This window comes from Diaphorobacter sp. B2A2W2 (assembly GCF_056730635.1).
Genome location: NZ_JBWZOR010000002.1, coordinates 106,199 through 118,791, shown reverse-complemented (window position 1 = coordinate 118,791; position 12,593 = coordinate 106,199). Strand labels below are relative to the sequence as shown.

Sequence of the window (12,593 nt, the reverse complement as noted above, 5' to 3'; positions counted from 1 at the left end):
TCGTTTTCACGCAAGCCTGTAATTGTCGCACGATTCGGGTTTTCCCGCAAACGGGGATCAAACGGCCAGCAGATGCGTGCGGTAGTGCAGTAGTTCGTCGATGGATTCGTGCACATCGGCCAGGGCCGTATGGCGCTGCGCCTTCTTGAACGAGCTGTAGGCCTCGGGCTTCCAGCGCTTGGCCAGCTCCTTCAGTGTGCTCACGTCCACATTGCGGTAGTGGAAGAACGCCTCCAGCTTGGGCATGTACTTCACCAGGAAGCGCCGGTCCTGCCCAATGCTGTTGCCGCACATCGGCACCACGCCCTTGGGTACATAGCGCGACAGGAAGGCGAGCAGCTCGCGCTCGGCATCGGCCTCGGTGATCGTGGAGGCCCGCACCTTGTCGATGAGGCCGCTGCGGCCATGCGTGCCCTTGTTCCAGGCGTCCATGCCGTCCAGCACCGCGTCCGCCTGGTGGATGGCGAAGACCGGCCCTTCGACGCGCAGCGTGAGGTCGGCACTGGTGACGACCACGGCGATCTCCAGCAGGCGTTCGGTTTCGGGGTTGAGGCCGCTCATTTCACAGTCCAGCCAGACGAGGTTCTGGTCGGACTTGGCAAGCGCGGGAACAGTAGGGTTGGCAGTGTCAGACATGCCGGGAATTGTCGCCGATGGCCTAAACTCGCGCGCAGATGCAGCCTCCTTCCGCCTCCCTCCTCTCGCCATCTCACCTGACCACACTGGTGTTCGCCGGACTGCTGCTCGCAGGCCTTGCCTTGCGCCTGTGGCTGGCCACACGCCAGATCCGCCACGTGGCGCAGCACCGCGGCGCCGTGCCCACGGCCTTCGCCCACCGCATTCCGCTCGCCGCGCACCAGAAGGCGGCCGACTACACCATTGCCAAGGCGCGCTTCGGCCTGCTGGAAATGGCGCTGGCTACCGCCGTGGTGCTGGGCTGGACGCTGCTGGGTGGGCTGGATGCGCTGAACCAGGCGCTGCTGTCCTGGCTGGGCGGTGGCATGCTGCAGCAGTTGGCACTGCTGGCCTGCTTCGTGCTCATCGGTGGTGCCATCGACCTGCCCGTCGCGCTGTACCAGACCTTCGTGATCGAGCAGCGCTTCGGCTTCAACCAGATGACCCCGCGCCTGTGGCTGGCCGACCTGCTCAAGTCCACGCTGCTGGGCGCGGTGATCGGCCTACCGATCGCGGCGCTGATCCTGTGGCTCATGGGCGCCGCCGGACCGCTGTGGTGGCTGTGGGCCTGGGGCACGTGGATGGGCTTCAATCTGCTGCTGATGGTGGTTTTCCCGCTGTTCATCGCGCCGCTGTTCAACAAGTTCCAGCCACTGGAGGACGAATCGCTCAAGGCGCGCGTCACCGCGCTGATGCAGCGCTGCGGCTTCGCAGCCAAGGGCCTGTTCGTGATGGACGGCAGCCGCCGCAGCGCGCACGCCAACGCCTATTTCACCGGCGTGGGCAAGGCCAAGCGCGTGGTGTTCTACGACACGCTGCTCAAACAGCTGTCGCCCGGCGAAGTGGAAGCCGTGCTCGCGCACGAACTGGGCCACTTCAAGCACAAGCACATCACGCGGCGCCTGGTCGGCATGTTCGCCATCAGCCTGGCGGGCTTTGCGTTGCTGGGCTGGCTGTCCACGCGCGCGTGGTTCTACACGGGCCTGGGCGTGCAACCCAACCTGATGCTGCCGGGCGTGCCCGGCGCCGCGCCCAACGACGCGCTGGCGCTGCTGCTGTTCCTGCTTGCAGCGCCCGTGTTCACGCTGTTCGTCACACCCGTACTGGCACAGCTCTCGCGGCGCCATGAGTTCCAGGCCGATGCCTACGCCGCGGCCCAGAGCAGCGGCGGCGACCTGGCGTCCGCCCTGCTCAAGCTCTACGAAGACAACGCCTCCACGCTCACGCCCGATCCGGTGTTTGCGAAGTTCTACTACTCCCACCCTCCCGCCACGGAGCGCCTGGCGCGTCTGCCCGTGGCCTTGCAGCCATGAATTCGATGTTCCCCAAGAAAGACTGGTCCACACAAACCAGGCGCGCGCTGACAGCTACTGAAATAGTAGCAAAACTGGTCGATCTGCCGGGCTGGCAACTGTCCGGCGACGGCGCCGATGTCGCCATCGAGAAGACCTACCGCTTCGCCAATTACCACGAGACCATGGCCTTCGTGAATGCCGTGGCCTTCATTGCCCATGTGCAGGACCACCACCCCGATCTGTCGGTGCACTACGGCCGCTGCGTGGTGCGCCTGAATACGCATGATGTGGCCGGCATTTCGGCGACCGACATCGATTGCGCGACGCGCATCGATGCACTGCTCGCACCCTGAGCCCATGGCCCAAGCCCCTGCGCGCCTTGAAGGCCTGGTGGTCGCCAGCCACGGCCGCCATTGCGTGGTGGAGAGCGCGGGCGGCGAGCGCCGCATCTGCCACCCGCGCGGCAAGAAGAGCCAGGCCGTGGTGGGCGACCGCGTGCTGTGGCAGCCCGCCGCGCCCGGCCAAGGCCGCGGCCATGGCGACGAGGGCACCATCGAAAAGGTGCTGGAGCGGCGCAACCTGCTGTACCGCCAGGACGAGGTGCGCACCAAGTCGTTCGCCGCCAACCTGGACCAGGTGCTGATCCTGATCGCGGCCGAGCCTGTGTTCTCCGAAAGCCAACTCGCGCGCGCCCTCATCGCCGCAGAAGCGGCGCGCATCACGCCGTTGATCGCGCTCAACAAGAGCGACCTGGTCGAGCCGTTCGCGCGCGCCTGGGAGCGCCTGTGGCCCTACCGCCATATGGGGGGCGAGCAGGACACGCAGCACCACTACCGCGTGCTGCCGCTGTCACTCAGCGAATCGGGGGCGGTGGACCGCGACATGCTGATGCACCTGCTGGCCGGCAAGACCACGCTGGTGCTGGGCCCCTCGGGCGCCGGCAAGAGCACGCTGGTCAACCTGCTGGTGCCCGGCGCCTCGGCACAGACGGGCGAGATCTCGCAGGCCCTCAATTCGGGCCGCCACACCACCACCACCACCACGCTGTACTGGATCGACCCGCAGCGCACTACGGCGCTCATCGATTCGCCTGGCTTTCAGGAATTTGGACTGCGCCACCTCGCGCCCACCGACCTGGCGCGCTACATGCCCGACATCGCAGCCCATGCCGAGGGTTGTCGCTTCTACAACTGCACCCACCTGCACGAGCCCGGGTGCGCGGTGCAGGCCCAGGTGCGCGACGAACAAGACGCGCAGGCCATTAGCCCCCAGCGCTACCGCATCTATGGCGAGTTGTTTGCGGAGTTGAGCGAGAGCCCCTACTGAGTTTGAAGCAAAAAGTGGCTATCGCGCTTATCCAGCAAGCGCTAACAGCTATCAAATAAGGAGCATCACCCCAGCAACCGTGCGAAGGTGAGCAAGGCCAGCAGCAGCATCCACACCACGACCGAGCGCCACACCAGCCCCACCACGCTGCGCAGGTGGCCTACCTCGGGCTCGCGGCCAGGAGTACTGTCGCTGTCGCCAATGTCGGCGTCCACCTCGAAGCCCGGCTGCACCTGCGCACCTGCGCGGCTGCGCAGCGCCTCGCCGCCCAGGCGCACATTGATGGCCCCGGCGGTTGCCGCCAGCACCACGCCATCGTTGTCGTTGGGGAAGCGCTGTGCGTGGAAGCGCCAGCCCTCGATGGCCTCCTCGAAGCTGCCCACCACGGCAAAAGACAACGCCGTCAGCCGTGCGGGAAGCCAGTCGATCACCGTCCATGCCTGGGCCGCGGCCTGCTGCAGCGACTCGCTGGGCGGCTGCGTCGTCTCGCGCGCACGCGCGCCCCAGTAGCGCGACACGAACTCCGCCAGGCGGTAGAGCACCGCCCCGGTCGGGCCCAACCCCAGCGCCGCAAGGATGGAGAACCACGCCAGCACGCCAAACACATGACGGTGCGCCGCAATCACCGAGTACTCGATCACGTGGCGCACGATCTCACTGCGTGGCAGCTCGCTCACCTCCACCTGCTTCCACTGCGCCAGACGCGCCCGCGCATCGGCCGCGTCGCCCTCCTCCAGCGCGTCGCGTATACCCGTGAAATGGTGGCTGAACTGGCGAAAGCCCAGCGTCACGTAGAGCACGGCCACGTTCCAGACCAGGGCGAACGGCCACGCCAGCCAGTGCAGTAGCGCCAAGTGCACCGCCAACACCACCAGCGGCGGCACCAGCACGGCCAGTCCCCAGGCCACCCAGCCGTGGTGCGACTGCCCCGCGTCGAAGTTGCGGTTCACCGACACCGCCCAGGCACGCAGTCCGGCATGGATGGGGTTGCTGCGCGCGAGCGGTCTCGCCTGCTCGATCAGCAATGCGAACAGGATGGCAAAGAAACTCATGCGGCAATCATACTGGCGCTTGTTACAAGGCCCAACACCACGGGCGACAGCGCGGCAGCCTCGCTGCGGCGCCCCCCTTCAGGCCATCATGAAGCGGTAGAAGTTGCGCAGCATGCCAGCCGTGGCACCCCAGATGTAGCGCGTCGTCGCGCCGTCCTGGTAGGGCATGGCGAACCATTCGCGCTGCGCGCCTTGCCACTGCAGTCGGTGACGCTCGTGGTGCGCGGGGTTGAGCAGGAAGTCCAGCGGCACCTCGAACACGTCGGCCACCTCGTACGGGTTGGGCTGGAGCGCGAAGCCCGGCCGCACCAGCGCGACCACCGGCGTGACGAGGAACGAGGTGCCCGTCACATACATCGACAGGTTGCCCAGCACCTCGACCCAGTGCGGCTCCAGGCCTACCTCCTCCTGCGCCTCGCGCAGCGCGGTGGCGGCGGCATCGCGGTCTTCGGGATCGGTGCGCCCCCCCGGGAAGGCCACCTGGCCGGAATGCGTGGACAGGTGCGCCGTGCGCTCGGTGAGCAATACCGTGGGCCGATCGCGCAGCACGATCGGCACGAGGACGGCGGCGTGCGCGGGCTCGCGTTCCGCGAACTTCTTCTCGCGCTGCACCTCAGGCGTCCAGGGCGGCGGCGCGGCAAAGCGCAGGCGCAGTGCCTCCGGCGTCTGTGCATGCGGGGGCACGGCGGGTAAATGGTCGTCCACCCCTACGAGCGGCACGGTGCGCGGATCGAAGTGAGGCAGCGAGGACAGCGAAGGCAGGGCCGCCGCAGAGGACGCGCCGACAGGACGATGAGAACTCACGGGGGTTCAAAAAGAAAAAACCGCTACAGGCTTTCGCACTGTAGCGGTTTCGAGTCGCGCGGGAAGCGCAGCCGTATTTATGCGGCCACTGCAGCTGCCTTGACGCGCGAAGGCAGCTTTTCCTTGATACGCGCCGACTTGCCGCTGCGCTCGCGCAGGTAGTACAGCTTGGCGCGGCGCACGTCGCCGCGGCGCTTCACTTCGATGCTGGCGATCAGCGGGCTGTAGGTCTGGAACGTGCGCTCCACGCCTTCGCCGCTGGAGATCTTGCGCACGGTGAAGCCGCTGTTCAGGCCACGGTTGCGCTTGGCGATCACGACGCCTTCGTAGGCCTGCACGCGCTTGCGGGTGCCTTCCACCACGTTCACGTTCACGATGACGGTATCGCCAGGCGCGAACGAGGGAATGGTCTTGTTCAAGCGGGCGATTTCTTCCTGCTCGAGGATCTGGATCAGGTTCATGGTTGGTTTCCGACGATCATGTCCGCGCCAGGATTGGCAGGGCGCCCCTATTGGCGCCTTTGTGGCTATGGTTCAGGCCCACAGCGGCCGGCCAGAGGATCGAGAACAGATGATTATAGCAAGCTTGCGTTTTGCGCCAAGAGGGCCTCGTCCGCGCGCGTGAGCTGCCCGCGCTCGCGCGCGGCCTGCAGCAGGTCCGGGCGGTGGCGCGCGGTGATGAGCAGGCGCTGATCGCGCCGCCAGCGCTCGATTTGCGCATGGTGGCCGGACAGCAGCGGCGCGGGCACGGCGCGGCCGGCCCATTCCTCGGGGCGCGTGTAGTGCGGACAGTCCAGCAGCCCGTCCAGCGCGGGGTTGAAGCTGTCGAGCTGGTGGCTGCCCTCGGCGTGCAGCACGCCCGGCTGCAGGCGCGCCACGGCGTCCAGCAGCGCCATGGCCGCGATCTCGCCACCCGAAAGCACGAAGTCGCCCAGGCTGATCTGCGCATCCACGTAGGCGTCGATGAAACGCTGGTCCACGCCCTCGTAGCGTCCGCAAAGCAAGATGGCACCCGCGCCGGCGGACCAGTCCTGCACCGCGGCATGGTCCAGCCGGCGGCCAATGGGGGAGAACAGCACCAGGGGCGCCCGCGCCTGCTGGGCCTCGGCGCGATCGGCGCGGATGGCGGCCAAGCAGCGCGCCAGCGGCTCGGCCAGCATGACCATGCCGGGGCCGCCGCCAAAGGGCCGGTCATCCACGCGGCGGTAGTTGCCCTCCGCATGGTCGCGCGGGTTCCACAGCCGCACCTCTACCTGGCTCGACGCGTAGGCGCGCCGCGTCACGCCGCTGGCAAGAAACGGCTCGAACAGCTCGGGAAACAGGGTGATGACATCGAAACGCATGGCACGCGGACAACCGCCTCAATAGTCAGGTTGCCAGTCCACGGTGATGCAGCGCCCCGCCAGGTCCACTTTGTCCACATAGGCCGACACAAAGGGAATCATGCGCTCGTGCGGCTTGCCTTCGTGCTCGTAGGCTAGCACCAGCGTGGTCTGCGGCCCCGTGGGCAGCAGGTCGCGCACGGTGCCCAGCGCCACGCCCTCGCGGTTGACCACAGGCAGGCCGATCAGGTCCACCCAGTAGTACTCGTCATCGCCCGCCGCGGGGAAGTTGGCGCGGGGCACGAAGATGCGCGCGCCGCGCAGCGCCTCTGCTGCGTCACGGTCGTCCACACCCTGCGCCCAGGCGACCACCGAGTCCGAATGCGTGCGCGCCTGCCGGATGGGCAGCAGCACGGTGCCAGCGAAAAAACTCTTGGCGCCCTTTTCCGCCGGCTGCAACAGCCAGGACTTGGCGGCGAGCAGGGCCTCGGGGTTGCTGCTGTAGGGCAGCACCTTGAACCACCCTTTCACGCCCCAGGCATCGGTGATGCGGCCCACCTCCACAGCGTCAGAGGGCAGTTCGGCGGTTTCCAGGACAGGCAGCTGGGGCATGGCGGCGGGATGCGATGGTGAGGCAAAGAAAAAGGCGGGGTCCGTCAGTTGCACCAACGGAGCCCGCCCTTTTCGGGAGTGCGAACGATCAGGCGGCCTTCTGGGCGGCTTGCTTGATCAGACGGTCCACGGTGGGAGAGGGTTGTGCGCCCACGCCCTTCCAGTACGTCAGGCGGTCCTGGGCGATGCGCAGGCCTTCTTCGCCTTCCTTGGCGGAAGGGTTGTAGAAGCCCAGGCGCTCGATGAAGCGGCCGTCACGGCGCACGCGCTTGTCGGCAACGACGATGTTGAAGAACGGACGGCCCTTGGAGCCGCCGCGGGAGAGTCGAATCACGACCATAATGAATCCTTCGGGTGGTTACACAGCAGTGGCTGCGCTCTGTTTTGCGGCGTTTGAGACACGCGACTTGGCCACCCGGCCAGCGACACGCTGCAAAGTCCGCGATTATATCCACAACACAGAAAAGATGCCCCTCATCCGCGCCAGCCGGGACGAAGACGTCGCCCCCATCACCGCCATCTACACCCACCACGTGCTGCACGGCACGGGCACCTTCGAGATCGACCCGCCCACGGCGCAGGACATGGCGGCGCGTCGCGCGGATGTGCTGGCCAAGGGCCTGCCCTACCTGGTGGCTGAAGAAGCAGGCCAGGTCCTGGGCTTTGCCTACTGCAACTGGTTCAAGCCCCGCCCTGCCTACCGTTTCTCAGCCGAGGATTCGATCTATGTCGCCGACGCGGCGCGCGGCCGGGGCCTGGGACGGCAGCTGCTGGAGGCCCTCGCCATGCAGGCCGAGGCCGCCGGCGTTCGCAAGCTGCTGGCGGTGATCGGCGACTCGGCCAATGCGGGCTCCATCGGCGTGCACCGGGCCGCAGGTTTCACCGACGTGGGCGTGATGCGCTCCGTGGGCTGGAAGTTCGGCGCCTGGCGCGACATCGTGCTCATGGAAAAGCCCCTGGGCGCGGGCGATACCACCGCCCCCGAATGAAGGCGCGCCAATAATCGCGGCCATGAAGAACAAGACTGTTGCCGCGTGGCTGGCATTCCTGGGCGGCCCGCTGGGGATGCATCGCTTTTACCTGTACGGACTGGGCGACTGGATCGGCTGGCTGCTGCCGATCCCCACGGCCCTGGGCGTGTACGGCATCCAGCGCGTGCAGCAATGGGGGCAGGACGATCAGCTGAGCTGGATGCTGATTCCGCTGCTGGGATTCACGATCGCAGGCTGCGCACTGCGCGCGATTCTCTACGGTCTGATGACGCCCGAGCGGTGGAACGCGCGCTTCAACCCCGCTGCGGCGCCCGACGCCGCGCCGGGGCGGACGCACTGGTTCACGGTGTTTGCCATTGCGACATCGCTGCTGGTGGGCACGGCCGTGCTGATGGCCAGCATTGCCTTCAGCTTCCAGCGCTACTTTGAATACCAGATCGAGGAAGCGCGCAAGATTTCACAATGAGATCAGGCTCCAGCGCTTGATGGAAAAGCGCGAGCAGCTACTCAAACGATAGCAAAACCACTCCAGCCTGGCAGATCGCGGCGCCGCGCACTGCGGCGCAAAGCTGGCGCCCACCGGCTCCGCCGCCCCGCGAAGGTCAATAGAGCTGCAGGCTCACCCAATAAGCGATCGCCGCCACGAAGGCGCTGGCGGGGATGGTCAGGATCCACGCCCAGACGATGTTGCCGGCCACGCCCCAGCGCACGGCGCTAGCGCGCTGGGTGGAACCCACGCCCACGATCGCACCCGTGATGGTGTGGGTGGTGGACACGGGGATGCCCAGCGCAGTGGCGATGAACAGCGTCATCGCGCCGCCGGTCTCGGCGCAGAAGCCCCCCACGGGCTTGAGCTTGGTGATTTTCTGGCCCATGGTCTTCACGATGCGCCAGCCGCCGAACATGGTGCCCATGCCGATGGCCGCGTAGCACGAGATGATGACCCACATGGGGGGCGAGGCATCGCCCGCCGAGGCGTAGCCCGTGGCGATCAGCAGCAGCCAGATGATGCCGATGGTCTTTTGCGCGTCGTTGCCGCCGTGGCCCAGGCTGTAGGCCCCGGCGGAGACGAGCTGCAGCCGGCGGAACCACTTGTCCACGCGGTTCGGACTGGTGCGACGGAAGACCCAGGCCACGATCAGCATCATCAACGAGCCCAGCAGGAAACCCAGCATGGGCGACACGAAGATGAAGGCCACGGTCTTGAAGATGCCGCTGGCCACCAGTGCGCCCGCGCCGGTCTTGGCGATCACCGCGCCCACGATGCCGCCGATCAGTGCATGCGATGAGCTGCTGGGGATGCCGTAGTACCAGGTGATGACGTTCCAGGTGATGGCCCCCACCAGCGCGCCGAAGATCACGTGGGTGTCCACCACGCTCGGGTCCACGATGCCCTTGCCGATGGTGGCCGCCACGCTCAGGTGGAACACGAAGATGGCGACGAAGTTGAAGAAGGCCGCGAAGACCACGGCCTGCGTGGGCTTGAGCACGCCCGTGGAGACCACGGTGGCAATGGAGTTGGCGGCGTCGTGGAACCCGTTCATGAAGTCGAACACGATGGCGAGCGCCACGAGCACGACCACGATCCACAGGGCGGTTTGTACTGTTTCCATGCTGGGAATGAGGGTGCGAGCCCTGCCAGGGATGCGAAGCGCAGGCCTGCGGCCGCGCCTCAGGAGTTCTCGAGGATGATGCCCTCGATGAGGTTGGCCACGTCTTCGCAGCGGTCGGTGATGGTCTCCAGTAGCTCGTAGATGGCCTTGAGCTTGATGACCTCGCGCACGTCCGGCTCCTCGCGGAACAGCTTGCTCATGGCGCTGCGCAGCACGCGGTCGGCGTCGCCCTCCAGGCGGTCGATTTCCTCGCAGGTCTTGAGCGCGGCCTCGGCCACGGCCGGATCGGCAATGCGCGACAGCAGCTTCACCGCGTCCTGCACGCGCTCGCAGCACTTGAGGCTGAGGTCCGTCAGGCGGGTGATCTCGTCCGTCATGTGGTGGATGTCGTACAGCGCCATGGTCTCGGCCGAGTCCTGGATCAGGTCGGCCACGTCGTCCATGGTGTTGATCAGCGAGTGGATCTGCTCACGGTCGATGGGCGTGATGAAGGTCTTGTGCAGCGTGCGGTTGACCTCGTGCGTCACGCGGTCGGCGGCGCGCTCGGCGTTGTCCACGTCCTGGTTGTACTGGTCGCGCAGGTGGGTGTCGCTGTAGTTCGCCACCAGTTGCGAGAACGCCCGCGCGGCCTCGACGATGCGGTCTGCATGCTGGTTGAACATCTCGAAAAAATTGCCCTCGCGGGGCAACAGCTTTCCAAACAACATGCCGACTCCTGATCGAACCTTCTGGCGGTATATGTGACGCAGAGATGACCAAGACGTGACAAATCTGCGAAAACCGCGAGTTTAACCGGCGCTAGACAGCGCCCGGCGCACCAGGTCAAAGCGGATGCGCAGAGACCCGCGCCCCCGGCAGGGCCGGGGCGGGTCGGCTCCTACGCGCTGCGGAAGATGAAGTACACCGCCCCGACGAGGCACAGACCCGCCCAGAGGTAGTCCCATTTGAGCGGCTCGTTCAGGTAGAACACGGCGAAGGGCACGAACACCGTCAGCGTGATCACCTCCTGCATGATCTTGAGCTGCCCCACGCTGAACTGCGTATGCCCAATGCGGTTGGCCGGCACCTGCAACAGGTATTCGAACAGGGCGATGCCCCAGCTCACCAGTGCCGCCACGTACCACGGGGCGGTGGCCAGGTTCTTCAAGTGGCCGTACCAGGCCATGGTCATGAAGATGTTGCTGGCAACCAGCAGCAGGATGGTCTGGAGGGGGATGGGCAGGGATTGCAGAGCGTGCATGGCGCGGCGGATTTTACAAGCCAAATCACACTCTAGCGCATATCCATCAAGCGCTGGTAGCTATAAAAAACAAAGCACCGCCGCAGCGGTGCCTGTTCCAGCGGCCAGCGGCCGCCCTTTCACTCACCCAGATAGGCGGCGCGCACGCGCGGATCGCTGAGCAGATCCCGTCCCCCGCCGGCCATGGTGATCAGGCCGGACTCCATCACGTAGCCGCGGTCGGCAATCGCCAGCGCGCGGCTGGCGTTCTGCTCCACCAGCACGATGGTCACGCCCAGGGCATACACGTCGCGCACCACCTCGAAGATCTTGTCCACCATGATGGGCGACAGTCCCATGGAGGGCTCATCCAGCAGCAGCACCTTGGGCTGGCTCATCAGCGCGCGGCCCATGGCCAGCATCTGCTGCTCGCCTCCGGACATGGTGCCCGCCAGCTGGTCCTTGCGCTCGCGCAGGCGCGGGAAGATGGTGAACATCTTTTCGATGTCGGCGGCAATGCCCGCCTTGTCGTCGCGCGTGTAGGCGCCCATGAGCAGGTTCTCGGTGATGGTCATGCGCGCGAACACGCCGCGCCCCTCGGGCACCATCACCAGCCCCTGCTTGACCAGGTCCCACGCGCCCTTGCCCTTGATGCTCTGGCCCAGGTACTCGATGTCGCCATCGTTCATGCCCAGTGTGCCGGTGATGGCCTTCATGGTGGTGGTCTTGCCCGCCCCGTTGGAGCCGATCAATGTGACCAGTTCGCCCTCGCGCACCTCGAAGTCCACCCCCTTGACGGCCTGGATGCCGCCGTAGGCCACCTTCAGGCCCTTGACCTGCAATAGAACTTTGTTGGATTTTTCGGCCATGTCTTGCGTCCTTCAGTGCCCGCCGGTGCCCAGATAGGCCTCGATCACTTTTTCGTTCTTCTGCACGTCGGCAGGGGTTCCCTCGGCAATCTGCTTGCCGTAGTCCAGCACCGTGACACGGTCACACAGGCCCATCACCAGCTTCACGTCATGCTCGATGAGCAAGATGGTGCGGTTGTCGTTGCGGATGCGGTCGATCAGCTCGCGCAGTTGCACCTTCTCGGTGGCGTTCATGCCGGCGGCGGGTTCGTCCAGCGCGATCAGTTGCGGATCGGTGGCCAGGGCGCGCGCGATCTCCAGGCGGCGCTGGTCGCCGTACGACAGCGTGCGCGCCTTGAAATCGGCGTACTTGCCGATACCCACGTAGTCCAGCAGCTCCTGCGCGCGCTTGGCGATGGCCGCCTCCTCCTCCTTGAAGCTCTTGGTGCGGAAGATGGCCCCGAAGAGCCCGGAATGCGTGCGGATGTGCCGCCCCACCATCACGTTCTCCAGCGCCGTCATGTCGGCGAACAGTCGGATGTTCTGGAAGGTGCGCGCAATTCCCGCCTTGGCCACCAGGTGCACGGCGCGGGGCTCGTAGGGCTGACCCGCCAGTTCAAAACTGCCCGCATCGGGCGTGTACAGGCCGGTGATGACGTTGAAGAACGTCGTCTTGCCCGCGCCGTTGGGGCCGATCAGGCCATAGACCTGGCCGCGCTGGATGGTGATGCCCACGTCGGACAGCGCCTGCAGGCCGCCAAAACGCTTGGAGATGCCCGCGACCTTCAGCACCACTTCTTTCGATGTATCTGCCATGTTGTTGCTCTAGCGGTGGT

Annotated in this window: 17 protein-coding genes; 5 read left to right on the top strand and 12 right to left on the bottom strand. The window is 66.1% G+C overall.

Annotated elements, in window-relative coordinates:
- Window positions 1-57 precede the first annotated feature (57 nt).
- A complete protein-coding gene (gene orn / locus AC1PPL_RS03825) occupies window positions 58-636 on the bottom strand; it encodes an oligoribonuclease (RefSeq protein WP_015914031.1) in 579 nt (192 codons plus the stop codon).
- 38 nt (window positions 637-674) lie between these two features.
- Between orn and AC1PPL_RS03820 the strand changes: the two genes are divergently transcribed.
- The 3 genes from AC1PPL_RS03820 to rsgA are packed head-to-tail and all read left to right on the top strand — an operon-like array spanning window position 675 to window position 3,296.
- A complete protein-coding gene (locus tag AC1PPL_RS03820; protein ID WP_287806302.1) occupies window positions 675-1,988 on the top strand; it encodes a M48 family metallopeptidase in 1,314 nt (437 codons plus the stop codon).
- Complete coding sequence (locus AC1PPL_RS03815; protein WP_287806299.1) at window positions 1,985-2,323, top strand: 4a-hydroxytetrahydrobiopterin dehydratase; 339 nt, start codon at window positions 1,985-1,987, stop codon at window positions 2,321-2,323. The genes AC1PPL_RS03820 and AC1PPL_RS03815 overlap by 4 nt, the downstream gene beginning before the upstream one ends.
- Window positions 2,324-2,327: 4 nt before the next feature.
- A complete protein-coding gene (gene rsgA / locus AC1PPL_RS03810; protein ID WP_041838880.1) occupies window positions 2,328-3,296 on the top strand; it encodes a ribosome small subunit-dependent GTPase A in 969 nt (322 codons plus the stop codon).
- 65 nt (window positions 3,297-3,361) lie between these two features.
- Here rsgA and AC1PPL_RS03805 read toward each other — a convergent pair whose 3' ends face one another.
- The 6 genes from AC1PPL_RS03805 to rpsP all read right to left on the bottom strand — a co-directional run bounded on the left by AC1PPL_RS03805 (window position 3,362) and on the right by rpsP (window position 7,425).
- Window positions 3,362-4,348: a CobD/CbiB family protein gene (locus tag AC1PPL_RS03805; protein ID WP_287924275.1), complete on the bottom strand. Its 987-nt coding sequence runs from the start codon at window positions 4,346-4,348 to the stop codon at window positions 3,362-3,364.
- A 78-nt stretch (window positions 4,349-4,426) separates the two neighbouring features.
- Window positions 4,427-5,152 carry a CoA pyrophosphatase gene (locus AC1PPL_RS03800; protein ID WP_369799245.1) on the bottom strand — a complete coding sequence of 242 codons (726 nt, stop codon included), beginning with the start codon at window positions 5,150-5,152 and terminating at the stop codon, window positions 4,427-4,429.
- A 77-nt stretch (window positions 5,153-5,229) separates the two neighbouring features.
- Window positions 5,230-5,613 carry a 50S ribosomal protein L19 gene (gene rplS, locus AC1PPL_RS03795; protein ID WP_011806470.1) on the bottom strand — a complete coding sequence of 128 codons (384 nt, stop codon included), beginning with the start codon at window positions 5,611-5,613 and terminating at the stop codon, window positions 5,230-5,232.
- A gap of 113 nt (window positions 5,614-5,726) precedes the next feature.
- Window positions 5,727-6,494, bottom strand: a complete 768-nt coding sequence (gene trmD, locus AC1PPL_RS03790) for a tRNA (guanosine(37)-N1)-methyltransferase TrmD (RefSeq protein WP_479972681.1) — start codon at window positions 6,492-6,494, stop codon at window positions 5,727-5,729.
- A gap of 18 nt (window positions 6,495-6,512) precedes the next feature.
- On the bottom strand, window positions 6,513-7,085 hold the full coding sequence (rimM, locus tag AC1PPL_RS03785; protein WP_252102154.1) for a ribosome maturation factor RimM: 573 nt from the start codon (window positions 7,083-7,085) through the stop codon (window positions 6,513-6,515).
- Between the two features lie 88 nt (window positions 7,086-7,173).
- On the bottom strand, window positions 7,174-7,425 hold the full coding sequence (gene rpsP, locus AC1PPL_RS03780) for a 30S ribosomal protein S16 (protein WP_011806473.1): 252 nt from the start codon (window positions 7,423-7,425) through the stop codon (window positions 7,174-7,176).
- Window positions 7,426-7,552: 127 nt separating this feature from the next.
- On the opposite strand from rpsP, the gene AC1PPL_RS03775 reads away from it, so the two are divergent.
- Window positions 7,553-8,074 carry an N-acetyltransferase family protein gene (locus tag AC1PPL_RS03775; RefSeq protein ID WP_479972680.1) on the top strand — a complete coding sequence of 174 codons (522 nt, stop codon included), beginning with the start codon at window positions 7,553-7,555 and terminating at the stop codon, window positions 8,072-8,074.
- A gap of 22 nt (window positions 8,075-8,096) precedes the next feature.
- Window positions 8,097-8,543, top strand: coding sequence for an NINE protein (locus tag AC1PPL_RS03770; RefSeq protein ID WP_123675844.1), 447 nt, complete (start codon window positions 8,097-8,099; stop codon window positions 8,541-8,543).
- Between the two features lie 136 nt (window positions 8,544-8,679).
- Here the strand turns inward: AC1PPL_RS03770 and AC1PPL_RS03765 are convergent, their stop codons facing one another.
- From AC1PPL_RS03765 to AC1PPL_RS03745, 5 genes are all read right to left on the bottom strand, one after another.
- Entirely contained in the window at window positions 8,680-9,690 is a 1,011-nt protein-coding gene (locus AC1PPL_RS03765) for an inorganic phosphate transporter (protein WP_011806476.1), read from the bottom strand.
- Between the two features lie 59 nt (window positions 9,691-9,749).
- Entirely contained in the window at window positions 9,750-10,397 is a 648-nt protein-coding gene (locus AC1PPL_RS03760; RefSeq protein WP_011806477.1) for a DUF47 domain-containing protein, read from the bottom strand.
- Between the two features lie 170 nt (window positions 10,398-10,567).
- Window positions 10,568-10,930, bottom strand: coding sequence for a DMT family protein (locus AC1PPL_RS03755; protein ID WP_011806478.1), 363 nt, complete (start codon window positions 10,928-10,930; stop codon window positions 10,568-10,570).
- Window positions 10,931-11,049: 119 nt separating this feature from the next.
- The gene (locus tag AC1PPL_RS03750; RefSeq protein ID WP_011806479.1) at window positions 11,050-11,778 is read right to left on the bottom strand and encodes an ABC transporter ATP-binding protein; all 729 of its coding nucleotides are present in this window, start codon (window positions 11,776-11,778) and stop codon (window positions 11,050-11,052) included.
- Between the two features lie 12 nt (window positions 11,779-11,790).
- A complete protein-coding gene (locus AC1PPL_RS03745; protein ID WP_011806480.1) occupies window positions 11,791-12,573 on the bottom strand; it encodes an ABC transporter ATP-binding protein in 783 nt (260 codons plus the stop codon).
- Window positions 12,574-12,593: the final 20 nt, after the last annotated feature.

What these genes read in the sequence shown, in the direction of transcription:
- rsgA (WP_041838880.1), top strand. Translation starts at nt 2,328, where the DNA reads ATGGCCCAAGCCCCTGCGCGCCTTGAAGGCCTGGTGGTCGCCAGCCAC.
- AC1PPL_RS03815 (WP_287806299.1), top strand. Translation starts at nt 1,985, where the DNA reads ATGAATTCGATGTTCCCCAAGAAAGACTGGTCCACACAAACCAGGCGC.
- AC1PPL_RS03770 (WP_123675844.1), top strand. Translation starts at nt 8,097, where the DNA reads ATGAAGAACAAGACTGTTGCCGCGTGGCTGGCATTCCTGGGCGGCCCG.
- AC1PPL_RS03765 (WP_011806476.1), bottom strand. Translation starts at nt 9,690, where the DNA reads ATGGAAACAGTACAAACCGCCCTGTGGATCGTGGTCGTGCTCGTGGCG.
- AC1PPL_RS03760 (WP_011806477.1), bottom strand. Translation starts at nt 10,397, where the DNA reads ATGTTGTTTGGAAAGCTGTTGCCCCGCGAGGGCAATTTTTTCGAGATG.
- AC1PPL_RS03775 (WP_479972680.1), top strand. Translation starts at nt 7,553, where the DNA reads ATGCCCCTCATCCGCGCCAGCCGGGACGAAGACGTCGCCCCCATCACC.
- orn (WP_015914031.1), bottom strand. Translation starts at nt 636, where the DNA reads ATGTCTGACACTGCCAACCCTACTGTTCCCGCGCTTGCCAAGTCCGAC.
- rimM (WP_252102154.1), bottom strand. Translation starts at nt 7,085, where the DNA reads ATGCCCCAGCTGCCTGTCCTGGAAACCGCCGAACTGCCCTCTGACGCT.
- AC1PPL_RS03745 (WP_011806480.1), bottom strand. Translation starts at nt 12,573, where the DNA reads ATGGCAGATACATCGAAAGAAGTGGTGCTGAAGGTCGCGGGCATCTCC.
- AC1PPL_RS03820 (WP_287806302.1), top strand. Translation starts at nt 675, where the DNA reads ATGCAGCCTCCTTCCGCCTCCCTCCTCTCGCCATCTCACCTGACCACA.
- AC1PPL_RS03755 (WP_011806478.1), bottom strand. Translation starts at nt 10,930, where the DNA reads ATGCACGCTCTGCAATCCCTGCCCATCCCCCTCCAGACCATCCTGCTG.
- rpsP (WP_011806473.1), bottom strand. Translation starts at nt 7,425, where the DNA reads ATGGTCGTGATTCGACTCTCCCGCGGCGGCTCCAAGGGCCGTCCGTTC.
- rplS (WP_011806470.1), bottom strand. Translation starts at nt 5,613, where the DNA reads ATGAACCTGATCCAGATCCTCGAGCAGGAAGAAATCGCCCGCTTGAAC.
- AC1PPL_RS03805 (WP_287924275.1), bottom strand. Translation starts at nt 4,348, where the DNA reads ATGAGTTTCTTTGCCATCCTGTTCGCATTGCTGATCGAGCAGGCGAGA.
- AC1PPL_RS03750 (WP_011806479.1), bottom strand. Translation starts at nt 11,778, where the DNA reads ATGGCCGAAAAATCCAACAAAGTTCTATTGCAGGTCAAGGGCCTGAAG.
- trmD (WP_479972681.1), bottom strand. Translation starts at nt 6,494, where the DNA reads ATGCGTTTCGATGTCATCACCCTGTTTCCCGAGCTGTTCGAGCCGTTT.